Here is a 13,486-nt window from a genome sequence, read left to right as displayed (position 1 = left end):
GTACGCTTAGCCCTTGTAGTCTCTAACTTGTCCATGAATAAGCTCCTTTTTCGTAAACTTATTTCAGGACGGGACAGATGTAACAAAAAAGGCTAACGTAAAGTTAGCCTTTTTTATTGTCTATTCATAAAGTTATAGTTTTTGATTTATGCTAAAAACCATTAAACAAAGTTGCTTATGGCGTGACAACCACGTAATCGTTAGTATTGATCAAAATCTCTGATGGTTGGTCAACGACAATACGCACAGTATTATTGTTAATAACTTGTGATTTATAATAGTTGTCTTCAGCAACTGTACAGCCTAAACATCTTCCCATAGCATCCCAAGGCTCAACAAATAATTTTTGCTGCGCTTGATCGGCATTTCCACCGATAAGAGAGAAGGGCAGGCTCACGATATAGGCGGCGGTACCAGCCACAGCATTAACCAGTTGTAATGGTTTACCAACAATCGTATCTACTACCATCGTCTCATACGAAGGGCCAAAGTCAGTTTCGTCTATTTCTATAGCTGCAAAAGTAGGTTGTATACTAGCAGCCATTAACGCTAAGGAAGTAAAGACAGGCAACAACTTCTGCTTAACTGCGCGTTTGTTTTTGGCTTTAACCGTCATAACGATATCCTAAAATTCACAATTAGTATGATTAATGGCTGCTGCTGTTTCCACATAGGAATATCGCGGCAACGACAGGTAAGGTAAGTATTACAGAAGAATAAATAGTGCGCACTATTTGTGTAAGCGCTAGCTCTATTAAAGCAAGATGTAGACCAATAAGCAACAAGAATACATGGGATATTCTTATGTGAGTAAAAAATATATCAAAGTAGATTGTATTTATTTTGAGGTAGTGGCGGACTTATCTTTATTTAAGACAAAATTGCATATTACTGATAGTTAAACTCAAGATATCGGCTGACAATTTGGACAGTAAACACTGGCTCTACCGTTGAGCTTGATATTCTCTAGTACGGTATCGCAGTGTGGACAACACTCTCCTTGTCTACCATAGACATTCAAGGTTTGCTGAAAATAACCGGTTTGACCACTAGCTACTGTGAAATCTCGTAGCGTTGAACCACCAAGCTTGATAGCCTTTTTTAATATATCTTTAATATGATCAACTAAAATTATCAGCTGCTCAAGTGATAGTTGATTGGCTGGGGTAGCAGGATGAATACCTGATAGATAGAGGCTTTCCGTCGCATAAATATTACCGACACCTACCACGACTTTTTGTTCCATAATGACAGATTTGATAGCTCGTACGATAGACTGTGCTCGTTTGGTTGTAGGGCTTTTATTAGAGTTTGTATCGCTATGATCTTTATTAGATAGGTTATTACGTTGAATAACGTTATACAAATACTCTGCGGTAAAATCCTCTGATAGTGGTTCAGGGCCTAAGTGATCCAGTAATTTGCTACCGTAATCTTCATACCATAATACTGAGCCAAATCGTCTTGGATCGTAATAATGTAGCTGAGATTTTGCGTTTTCAGAATCCCTAAATACTACTATTAGATGATCATGTTTACGTTTGTCAGTGCCATAACTGTGCTGCTGTAAACTACCTGACATACCTAAATGGATCAAAAGCTTAAGTGGTGCTACAGTGGCATCATTATCGTTAGGCGCTATGGGCAAAAAGTTAAGAACAAGATATTTTGCTCGGCGTTCAACGCCATCTAACGTGTAATCAACCAGACTACTTAAGTCATCTGGCATCGCCCAACGTAGCTTTGGTTGAAAGACTTTTATGTCAATCACCTGGTGTCCTAATAATGGTGCAAGGCTAGTCTTGGTGGTTTCTACTTCTGGCAATTCGGGCATGATGTTTTGTGACAACTCTATTTTTGAGTGAATAATTGGTAGCCTAGCATTTCAACTAAGCCACAGCGCGACGAGCATGCAAGATGCCATGCTGTTGTTCTAGTTTGGCGAGTAGTTTAGATAGATGCGCCAGCCCTGAAACTTCGATATGAAATTTCAAAAAGGCAATATTGTCATCGTTACTAAGCGTTTCAACTTTGCGGATATTGACGTTTTCTTTATCAATAATCTGTGTCAAATCACGCAACAGGCCGCGTCTGTCATACGCCTCTACGTGGATATCAACTGGCTGATAGCGACCAGATTGTACTTGCCAAGCAGCCTCTATTTTGCGCTCAGGATCACGCTCCACCAAACGCAGATACTCAGGGCAACCGCGATTATGAACGCTGACACCTCGCGATAAGGTGATGTATCCAGCAATTGGTTCACCATGTACAGGGTGGCAGCAGCCTGCTAAATTGATTTCAATATTATCCAGGCCATCGATACGGATTTTGTAGGCGTCGAGCTTGCTTGCATCTCTGGTATCGACATGCGGTGCAAAGTTCTCTGGTGGTATCTCAGGTTCTAGATGTAGCTGCCGAGAAATATGACTGGTGAGCTGATTGAGACCAATGTCACCTGTGACAAGCCCCACGATAATATCATCGGTCGTATTGACGTGGAAATGCTGGATATAGTCATTTAAGTCAATGCTATTGGGGTGCACAGATAGGCGCTCAAGCTCCTTGCTGAGCATCTGACGACCTATCTCAATATTCTTATCACGGTCTTGTTTGTTGAACCATTGACGCAGTTTTGAGCGTGCGCGGTTGGTATGAATATAGCCCAGTGAGGCAACCAACCAATCACGATTGGGCTCACGCGATGCCTTAGTGATGATCTCAACTTGCTCCCCTGTTTTTAGCTGATAAGTCAATGGCACATAACGCTGATTGACTCGGGCTGCCTGCGCACGGTTACCAACTTGGGTATGCACATAATAGGCAAAATCGAGAACGGTTGCACCTTTTGGTAGCTCGGTGATGTCGCCGTCACGGCTGAAAATATAGATACGCTCGAGCTCATCAAAATCAACGAGTTGCTCTTCTTCGTCAAACTCCATGTCATCTAGCTCTTCGCCTGTCATGACAGATGAGCGTGGCTGATTACGGGTCTCGTTGTTAATAGAAAGTAGCTGACGTAGCGAGCTGATTCTTTGATTTAAGTAATTGTCTTTTTTATTCTTCAAACCTTCTTTGTAGTTGACATGTGCGCACATGCCAAGCTCTGCTTCAAAGTGCATTTCTTGAGTACGAATCTGTACTTCAAGCGATTTGTTTTCGGCAATGACGGCGGTATGTAGTGAGCGGTAGCCATTTGACTTTGGGTTGGTAATATAATCGTCAAATTGCTCAGGAATATAACGCCACAAACCATGCACCAAGCCTAAGACGTGATAACAGTCTGAAGGATTATTAACCAATACTCGTAATGCACGAATATCATAAAGCTGGTCAAAGGATAAGCCTTTGAGCTTCATTTTGCGGTAAATAGAATAGATGTGCTTGACGCGTCCGGATACTTCGCCCTCAATGCCGGCATTCGCTAATGCCTCATTGAGCTTGTCTTCTACACGCTGAATATAAGACTCACGTTCGCTTCGCTTTTCGGACAGTAGCTTGGCAATCTCTTTGTACCTATCAGGCGCAAGATAGCGAAACGCCAGATCCTCAAGCTCCCATTTAAGCTGCGCGATACCTAGGCGATGCGCTAATGGGGCATAAATAGTCATGACCTCACGCGCGACACGAGTTTGACGCTCTGGCCTAGAAAACGTCAACTCACGCATGGCAAAGGTACGCTCTGCCAATTTGATGAGTACCACACGTACGTCGTTGGTGACAGAGATGAGCATGCTATAAATATTTGATAGCTGGTCACGCTGATTATTGACGAAATGATCTTCTAAGCGTTTATTGCTCTCAATAATCTCTGAGAGCTTCCCCATTGCTAAAGTGTCTTTGACAAGAGTCAAGATATCCGCACCAAAATTTTTCTCGACTTCAGCGAGACTGATGATGGATTTGCGTGCACTGCGATATAGCATGGCAGCAACAAGCGCGTCTTCATCTTGATAGAGATAGGTCAATATGTCTGTCATGCCAATACCAGTGACGTAAGCACCTGAGCGCTCAGATTCGCTAGTATTCATGTGATTACGGATAAACTCACAGGCAGCACTCAGATGAGGTACAGACTCTTGTCCAATACGCTTCGCCACATTGTCGAGCCAAGTGGGTACATCAATATTGGCTTGATCTAAATCAATGGATTCGAGCTCTTCTTCTGAGAGCGTATAGGTATTGTCCAGATACTCGTTTTCAAGCGCGGGGTCAAGGCCATCATAAGTATGCGCCGCTGATCGATCGAAAGTCGTATGTAGCTTGTGAGTTGACAGCTGGTATTTGATATCGAGGGGAATTTGGGCGTAACTATTGGCAGACTGGTGGGAGCGTTGGCTCGCCACCAATTGCGCCGCAAGTGCTGCACTATCGGCCTGCGTGGTTTGTCCATCCACCAGCGGTAATCCTTCACGAATTTTTACCATAGCCGACTCCTCTTAGCTATTTTGAATTGATTATAACCTCATCTACTATGCACACACTCTGAATGAACGATTCATAAAGTGCCAGCTATAAACCAATACAACTGCTAAAAATCTGATTTTTAGCAGCTATAAAATGCGCGTAAAATATATAAAGCTATGAGTGCAAGTACTTCTTATACCCTTATTTAAAACATAAGAAGATTGTTTAGTATTATCTCACTTTGAAGTGACAAATCAAGCGAGGCTCTGTAATGACTATGGTTAATTGCGTGAAATAGCCGCGACTTATTGGCAAAAACTCATCCACATTTTGGGTTGGGCTATGCTGCTATGAAACGACTATTTTGGATGCTTTCATGAATTACATCATAAGGGTCAAAATTAAACCGCGACTTTTTCGAAGCGAGCGATAGATTCAACATGACCCGTATGACAAAACATATCCATGACGCCAGCATGAGTCAGACGATAGCCTTGCTCTAACAATGCTTTTGTATCACGGGCGAGGGTTGCTGGATTACAGGAGACATAAACAATGCGCTCAGCATTGAACTTTGGTAAATACTGCATAATCTCCCAAGCGCCAGAGCGTGGTGGATCGATTAATAACGCGTCAAAACCTTGATTGGCCCATGGCTTGTCCGTACAGTCTTTTGTCAAATCTTGGCTATAAAACTCAGTATTGTTGATACCGTTGCGGCGCGCATTGTCAGCAGCACGCTCAGTCATGGCCTCGCTACCTTCGACACCAACCACTGAACCGGTCTCACCAACGAGGCGCGCGAGTGGTAAGCTAAAGTTGCCCAGACCGCTGAATAAATCCAATACTCGCTCACCTGCTTTTAAGTCTAACAAGTCGCAAGCCAGCTTGGTCATTTGGCGGTTGACAGACAGATTGACTTGGGTAAAGTCAGTAGGGATAAACTCAAACGTCAAATCATACTCTGGCAGTTGATAATACAAACGACCAAATTGCTCGCTCAAATCATCAGCATCTGTTAGTGCAATACGTTGGATGCTATCAGCGCCTTTCGACTGTAGATATAGCTGCCAATTGCGCGCCGCAAAAAAAGCTTTTAATTTGTCTATATCGGCATCTGATAATGGTTCTAAGTGACGCACGATAAGTGCAACGGGTTGGTTACCATCAGGGAGCTCTGGTAATTCCTCACCCATCGCAAGCTCAAGCTGGGCAATCTTGTCACGGCTCTCTAGCGTGCTGATGAGCGTTTTTAGATTTTCGATCTCAAAACCAATACGTGGGTCTAAGATATGACACTCATTGAGCTCTGCCAAAAAGTTACTTGAGCGTTCACGAAAGCCAACAAGCGCGGTTTCTTTTTTGACGACATAACGTACGCCCAATCGTGCTTTGGTACGGTAGCCGAGGCGATCGCCGACAACAGGCGCGAGCCAATTATCAGGCTCTGCATTGGCTTGATGCATCAGCATCTCGGCAAGTACGGACTGCTTAAAGTTTATCTGTGCCTCTGGCTCCCAGTGCTGCAAGTTGCAGCCACCGCAGACGCCAAAATGTGGACAAGGCGGCACAGCACGTTCAGGATTTGGATTGGCAGTGATGCTGATTGCATCGCCTTCCTCAAAACTGGCACGGCTATTGGTTATTTTGACCAATGCGCTTTCACCTGGCAACGCAAAACTGACAAAGACGGTTTTGCCATGCTTGTCTTCAGCGTGGCCATCATCAACCCCAAAACTATTGCCATAGATGGCAACACCGCGACCGTCATGCGACAATCTATCAACGGTAAAAGGAATCGGCTCTGCATCTTTTAGACGGCGGCGCGTTTTTGATGATGGCTTAGATTTTTTCTTACTGGGCGGAATAGCAATCTTTTGGGTAACATTGGTTTGAGTAACATTGGCTTGAGTAACATTGTTCTGCGATGTTGCATCAGTTGCTGTCGACGTTTTGGAATCGGTGGGTTGCATAAACCTGCCTTAATAATAAATAACTATAAGAAGAGAGTAACAAACTGCTAATAATACGGTTTCTATAATTTGGGTGCCGATGACCAGTCAGCGATGAATTCTTGATGTCTTGGGCTACCATCGGCTTGGGTATATTTTGCTAGATAGTCGTAGCTCTGCTGTTGCCAAGCATCAAAGTCTGATGAGGATAACTTTCCTGTCAGACGTAGCCAGCGAAGATAGATGAGCCAAGTGTTCATCACATCAGATTCACAATAGATGGAGAGTGTCTGCCAGTCACCACTACTGACGAGCGCGCCCACCATACTACCATCAACGTCAGTTTTGCCCGGTAATCCATATAAACTGGCGACGATATCCATGGCTTCGCGGCGACTGGCACCGTACTGACTAAATCTGTCCATTAAATCAAGGTGACGTGTATGAAAACGATTAACGTAGTTATCAAAGCGCATATTTTTGATACGTTCGCCTTCTTCAAACAGCCATGGTGCTGACAAATCATATTGCATAGCGCGATATATCAGTACTGGTATGTCAAAGCCTGAACCATTCCAACTGATGAGCTGTGGCAAGGTTTCAAGATCACTGAATGCCCGAAAAAACTTGGCAAGAATGTCTTTTTCGCTAAACTTATCTGCGGTCAACGAAAATAACGATAACTTGCCATCTTTGATATATAAAGCGGAAATACAGACAATGCGCTGCAATGGCAAGCGCATAAAATCGTGTCCTGCTTCTTGCGTGCGTATCGCCGTCAGCGCGCTCAACGTATCTGCATCATTAAGATCGGCCAATTGTGGATAGATACGGCGAGCTGCATCGATATCGGCGACCGTCTCGATATCAAAAACTAGTATAGGGTCGGACGGTAGAGCTTGTGACATAAAGAATCCTGCATTGTTATAAGCTTACTGTACTGCGTTATCTGCACCATTATCGATATGACTGTCATCAACATTGTATAAACCTGTCGATAAATAACGGTCTCCACGATCACAGACGATAAAGGCGATGACGGCATCAGGATTATTTTTGGCGACTTGCGTTGCTGCCCATGCCGCTGCACCTGAGGACACTCCAGCAAAAATACCTTCAGTTTTTGCTAGTTTGCGCATGTAGACTTCAGCGATACGCTGATCGACATCCATGATCTCATCGACCAAGTCTGCGTCAAAAATACCCGGCATATATGCGGCAGGCCAACGGCGAATACCAGCAATAGAAGCGTCCTCATCAGGCTGCAAACCAATGATTTTGACGTCTGGATTTTGTTCTTTCAAATAACGTGAGACACCAGTGATGGTACCAGTGGTGCCCATGGAGCTAATAAAATGGGTAATTTTACCGTCAGTTTGCGCCCACAGCTCAGGCCCTGTAGTCAGATAATGTGCTTGGCTATTATCAGGATTATTAAACTGATCCAAGACGATGCCTTTACCATCGGCTTGCATCTGCAATGCCAAATCACGCGCCGCTTCCATGCCTTCATCGACTTCGATCAACGTCGCGCCGTAAGCAATCATGGCATCTTTGCGCTCTTGAGTAGAGTTGGTTGGCATCAGTAATGTCATCGGATAGCCGCGCATCGCCGCGACCATGGCTAATGCAATGCCAGTATTGCCGCTAGTGGCTTCAATCAACGTGTCGCCGGGTTTGATATCACCGCGCTGTTCTGCTTGATAGATCATATTAAAAGCAGGGCGATCTTTTACAGAGCCAGCTGGGTTATTGCCTTCTAATTTGGCCAATAACGTCGAGCCATTTTCGATATGCTCTTGTTCAGGTAGGCGCTGTAATTTAACCAGTGGCGTTTGACCGACACAATCGGCAAGCGTGGTCACTTGAGTGATAAAGTTGGCATTTGACATGGCCGTTGCGGACATAAGGTATCCTTATTTATTTTTTAAAATATGTACTTGGGTGATCGCTTTGATTGGATCACTGTTTTTATTGTTTGATCATAATTTGAGGCAGCCGTTTTGTATATTGGTTTATGGTGATAAGCAAACCAAAACTTGGCGGCATTAGAGCACGCTCTCATTCATCATGAGGGTGAGCGGTCTATTGTGGCAAATAAAAAGTTGCGTCATTATATCATTTTGTTGCTAGCTGCGCTTATTGCATAAAAGAATAATGGTCAATGGGTTAGCCTATGACTGGTCATTTTTTGAATGAGACATCAATGTATTTGGTAGTTTAGCAACGCCGTTTCTTGATAAAGTGAGTTTGTGATAGAGCAAGTCAACATTTAGCACGTCTTATCAAGGGTCTGTTGGTCAAAGTGACTATTTGACCAGCCTCTAATGTTTAACCGCCATTTATAGAATCCTGTTAAGATAATCTTGAGCCATAAAAGGCGTATCATTAAAAGACAAGCTGGCAGGCCTAGGCATTTTTTATGGTAGCGTAGAGACTGTAACAAAATTCACAGACAGCATTTTCGTAGAGAGTAGAGCGAGCATGGCATATAAAAAACGTTTCAATACCAGCAGTGCCTATGGGCAGCTGATTATACTGGTGTTTTTACCCATCTGCGTGTTGGCTGCGGTGGGCGGTATTTTGGTATTTCACGAAACCATGCGTGCGAGCGATTCTGAGCAAGAAGTGTTGGCTGAAGCGGTGCTGATTCGTTATACACCTGCCATTGCAGAGCTGATTCCTGATTTATTAGAGCAAGAGCGTCAGCAAATAGGTAGCGGTGCGGCGGATGCGTCGCAAACAGCGATGACGACGCTCGAAAGCATACAGGATAAGCTCGGGCGTATGCAGTCTGAGCAGCACGTACAGCGTATTGCTATTATCAATGAAGGCAATCAAGTACTGGCGACCGTAGGCTATGGTCTGAACGAGAAATGGCCGCTAATCAGTGACTCAGCAAAGTTTTTATCGCAAAAACCAACGCCTGTAGGCACGGCATATGGCAGCGTGTTGGGTGAGTTTGAAGGGCAGACGCTGTGGCTACTGGTCGATATGGATAATGAACCTCTCTATATCGCCCGTTATCGGATTGCGATGGCGCTGGTCATTACTGGCTTGTTCACTATTTTAATCTTATTGCTCAGCTTAAATATTTACTCAAAACGTTGGATTGCACCTATCTACGAGCTGCGTTTGCAATTACAACGTACCCATGTCGATAACTTATATCAGCCTGTACCAGTAGAGTCGGATGGTGAGCTTAATTTATTACAGCAAGATTTGGTCAAGACATTCCGTCGACTCCATAGAAGTTTTCAAGAGCTTAAAGACCATGCCGAGCAAACCGAAGACGATCTGCGTTTGGCATTTGATGAGATGGAAATGCAAAACATCTCTATTCGAAATGCGCGTGATGCCGCCATCTCGACCAGCCAAGCCAAGTCAGCGTTTTTAGCGAATATCAGTCACGAACTGCGCACACCGTTGAACAGTATCGATGGTTTTATTAACTTATTAGCGCGTCACGGTGAGCTCAATCCTGAACAGGATTTATATGTGCAGACTATCCGTAAGTCTTCGGCACACCTGCTTGCTTTGGTCAATGACGTTCTAGATTTTTCTAAGATTGAGGCGGGCAAGCTGGTGCTTGATCGTCATGAGTTTGATCTGTATGACACCATTTATGATGTGGTTGATATGCTCTCTCCTGTCTCTGCGGAGAAAGGTCTGCGTATGGCTGTCTTGTTCTATAACGATGTGCCCATGCGTATCAATGGCGATGCGCTACGCCTCAAGCAAGTATTGACCAATATAGTGGGGAATGCCATCAAATTCACAGATAGTGGCGATGTGGTCGTACGGGTCAGCTTGGACGATCACCGTGATAACTATTTGATGATCAGTGTACAAGACAGTGGTAAAGGTATTTCGCTTGCTGATCAAAAAATGCTGTTTCAGAGCTTTAGCCAAGGTGATCCGTCAATCACTCGCCAATACGGTGGTACGGGGTTGGGACTGGTTATCTCCAAGCAATTAACGCGTCTGATGGGCGGCGATATCGGCTTTCATGACAACGCTCAAGAGAACATCGCTAATCAAGGCGCGACGTTTTGGTTTCGCATGCCAGCACATGTCGATGTGCTAGAAGCACCAACTGGTCAGACTATTGAGCTACCGATATTGGCACCGCTTGCGAGCGAGACTGATGAATTTAACGTATTGGTTTGGATCAGTCATACCGCCTCAATACAAGTGCTGAAGGCCAGCTTGCAGTACTTGCCGATTAAACTTACCCAAGCCAATTCATTACCAGGGGTGCTTGAGTCACTCAAAGAGCATGGCAACTTTTGGGATTGGGTCATTGTTGATGATGACACGCAAGACGATATGATGGCGTTACTTAAGCAAATCCGTCTCCATTATCAAGGCAAACTTGCCGTATTTGGCTATCAAGTGGCGGCTGACCAAGCGCTGCTTAACCGCTATCAAGCCAATATCTTGTATGAGCCGTTAGACAAAAGACAGCTGTACGCGATGCTCGATACACAAAACCGTAGTATGCCAAAGAGCTTACAAGAACCACGCTGGAAAGGCGTAACCGTATTAGCCGTCGATGATCACCTGCCAAACTTATTGGTGCTCGATGCATTACTGAGCGAGCTTGGCATTCAGGTAATGACTGCGAGTAGTGGCTTTGATGCGATAGAGATTATCAGCAAACAACAAACCAAAAACATCAAATCTGCTAAAAACGATAAGCAGAGTCTATCGAATAAAACGCAACTCTCAAAAGCCGAAACACGTGATGAAGTCAATAAAAAATCAAGCAATACATTTTATGCTGAAGATATGGGGATCGAAGATAAAATCGCTGCCCAAGATAAAAATCATATCGATTTGATATTCATGGATATCCAAATGCCGCGCATGTCAGGTCATGAAGCGGCTAAGCAAATTCGCAATATTGAGGCTACGGACAGTCGTATTCCTATTATCGCCTTGACAGCACATGGCCTAGCTGATGAGCGTGATAAACTTATCGCCAGTGGTATCAACGACTACGTTGGCAAACCAATCAGCCAACCTCAGTTATTGCAAGTACTACAAAAGTGGCTAGGCCGAAAAAGCACCACGCCGCAAATAACGGCATTGCCTGATACTGATTTGCAAGCTTCTAACTTACAGGATTCTAATTTGCAAGATTCTAATTTGCAAAGCATCGATTCACAAAATACTGACTCTGAAAATTTAAATCTCACAGAACAATCCACGCCGCTTTCAGATCAAAAGACCGCTATTTATCCGATGGTTAAAGACAACGAAAACGTTCGTAATAGGACTGAAATCACAGAACCGCCGAAAGTCACTCGACCATTATCACTGAAAAAAATCCGTGATGACTACTTGCGTGACAGTCAGCCCCGTGACGATTATAGACGAGAGACTACCCGTGAGAACCAGCCTCGCTATGAGAGCCTACGTTTACATAAGCAAGGGCAAGAGTCATTATTGCATCCACCGAAAGAACCGACAGATAATTCTAATGAAGACATAACAGCGAATATGGATAAAAGGCTATATGAGCAAGCAGATCACAACCTCCATCAAAAAAATCTCAGTACAACCGATACGTCTGATATTTTAGACTGGCAAGATGCGCTTACTCGCTCAGCAAACAAACCTGATTTGGCCGCCAAGCTCATTATTATGATGCTCGATACGATTAACGAGGAAAAGCAAGCATTGACTCAAGCATGGGAAGCTCGTGATCGTAACTTGTTAGCACAAATCGCCCATCGCATATTGGGCGGCAGTCGTTATACAGGAGTGCCGCAGCTACGTCAGACCAGCCAAGACTTGGAGGATAAGTGCTTATTGAATGTACAGCATACAACACCGGTACAATTTGCGATGATTGAGCCGTATTATGAGGCACTACTTACCGCACTGAATAATTTACAAAACGTGGATTTATCGGCTTACCCTCAGCTAAATTATCATCGTTTGAGCGAAAATGACATGACGTGGAAAATGATTTAGGGCCCGTAATCGGACCGTTATTGTGCAATGGGGTAAGTGAGTTCCATGCGTTACCAGTCCCTAGCAGCCAGATAATGTGCGAATATTAAAAGGCAGACGCTTGATACAGTATCGTAGCAGTCAGTTATTGCTACGGTAGAGTAGGGTTAAGCCTGCTAATATTGTGACCATCATTACTATAGTTATTTTATTCATTAATAAGGATTATTATGAACGTGGTCGACAGTTACCAGTATGAAACATTACAAGTGCGTGTTGTAGACAATATATTAACGGTCACCTTGAATCGTCCGAATAAAAAAAATGCCATGAGCTTTCAAGTCATAGATGAGCTGATTACCGTGGCAGAGCGCATTGGCAAAGACAAAACGATACGCGCGGTTATTTTAAATGGTGCAGAAGGTACATTCTGTGCAGGTATTGATTTAGGGGATTTAAACCATCCAAAAAACCAAGCTTTTGCCATTTGGGAGCTGATTAAGCCTTGGCAAAGCTCATTTCAACGTGTCTGCTTGGTGTGGCGTGATCTGCCAGTACCTGTCATCGCTGTACTAGAAGGCTACTGTATTGGCGCTGGGCTACAATTGGCATTGGCTTGCGATGTGCGTATTAGCCATCCGGATTGCCAGCTGTCTATTATGGAAGCCAAATGGGGTTTGGTACCGGACATGGGATTGACACAGTCAGCATTTGGGGTGGTACGAGAAGACGTTCTCAAAGAGCTTGCCATGACTGCACGCATCATCAATGCCAATGACGGCAAAGAATTAGGATTAATCAGTCATTGTAGTGAGACACCGCTTGAGCAAGCACAACAGCTGGCGGCTGAGTTTGCTGAGCGCTCTCCTGACGCTGTGCTAGCGAGCAAACGCGTAATCAATGCGATGTATGAGCAGCCTGCGACTACTTTATATAAAGAAAAAATCTGGCAAATTAAGATGATGCTTGGACGCAATCGTAAACTTGCTCTGAGAAAAGCAAAGCAAGCTAGCACCGTATTTAGCAAACGCCAGTTCCGCTAAAACTTTCTCAGTTTTGGTAGATATTGTCTTAAGGATTTTATCTGAGACAATTTTGGCCTCAGTACTTAGAACAAAAGTAAACCAAACATATTTTGACAAATTACGTTGATTGTTTTTAGTTGT

At 44.1% G+C, this 13,486-nt stretch carries 8 protein-coding genes; 2 read left to right on the top strand and 6 right to left on the bottom strand.

What is annotated here, in order from left to right; translation table 11 throughout:
- Positions 1-175: 175 nt before the first annotated feature.
- From QO189_RS14050 to cysM, 6 genes are all read right to left on the bottom strand, one after another.
- Positions 176-616: a hypothetical protein gene (locus tag QO189_RS14050; protein WP_371533215.1), complete on the bottom strand. Its 441-nt coding sequence runs from the start codon at positions 614-616 to the stop codon at positions 176-178.
- Between the two features lie 288 nt (positions 617-904).
- Entirely contained in the window at positions 905-1,834 is a 930-nt protein-coding gene (gene mutM / locus QO189_RS14045) for a bifunctional DNA-formamidopyrimidine glycosylase/DNA-(apurinic or apyrimidinic site) lyase (protein WP_371533214.1), read from the bottom strand.
- A 55-nt stretch (positions 1,835-1,889) separates the two neighbouring features.
- Positions 1,890-4,427, bottom strand: coding sequence for a bifunctional (p)ppGpp synthetase/guanosine-3',5'-bis(diphosphate) 3'-pyrophosphohydrolase (locus QO189_RS14040; RefSeq protein ID WP_371533213.1), 2,538 nt, complete (start codon positions 4,425-4,427; stop codon positions 1,890-1,892).
- A 381-nt stretch (positions 4,428-4,808) separates the two neighbouring features.
- Positions 4,809-6,380, bottom strand: a complete 1,572-nt coding sequence (gene rlmD / locus QO189_RS14035; protein WP_371533212.1) for a 23S rRNA (uracil(1939)-C(5))-methyltransferase RlmD — start codon at positions 6,378-6,380, stop codon at positions 4,809-4,811.
- 62 nt (positions 6,381-6,442) lie between these two features.
- Positions 6,443-7,267 carry a 3'-5' exonuclease gene (locus QO189_RS14030; RefSeq protein ID WP_371533211.1) on the bottom strand — a complete coding sequence of 275 codons (825 nt, stop codon included), beginning with the start codon at positions 7,265-7,267 and terminating at the stop codon, positions 6,443-6,445.
- Between the two features lie 24 nt (positions 7,268-7,291).
- Positions 7,292-8,251: a cysteine synthase CysM gene (gene cysM, locus QO189_RS14025; RefSeq protein WP_371533218.1), complete on the bottom strand. Its 960-nt coding sequence runs from the start codon at positions 8,249-8,251 to the stop codon at positions 7,292-7,294.
- Positions 8,252-8,843: 592 nt separating this feature from the next.
- Between cysM and QO189_RS14020 the strand changes: the two genes are divergently transcribed.
- Entirely contained in the window at positions 8,844-12,341 is a 3,498-nt protein-coding gene (locus tag QO189_RS14020) for an ATP-binding protein (RefSeq protein WP_371533210.1), read from the top strand.
- A gap of 209 nt (positions 12,342-12,550) precedes the next feature.
- Positions 12,551-13,363 (top strand): crotonase/enoyl-CoA hydratase family protein, encoded by an 813-nt coding sequence (locus QO189_RS14015; RefSeq protein WP_371533209.1) that lies wholly within the window; start codon positions 12,551-12,553, stop codon positions 13,361-13,363.
- The last annotated feature ends 123 nt before the right edge of the window (positions 13,364-13,486 follow it).

It is taken from the genome of Psychrobacter sp. Arc29 (assembly GCF_041431175.1).
In the GTDB taxonomy this organism is placed as follows: domain Bacteria; phylum Pseudomonadota; class Gammaproteobacteria; order Pseudomonadales; family Moraxellaceae; genus Psychrobacter.
The sequence above is the reverse complement of the archived record's forward strand: the minus strand, read 5'-3'. Positions and strand labels throughout refer to the sequence as shown.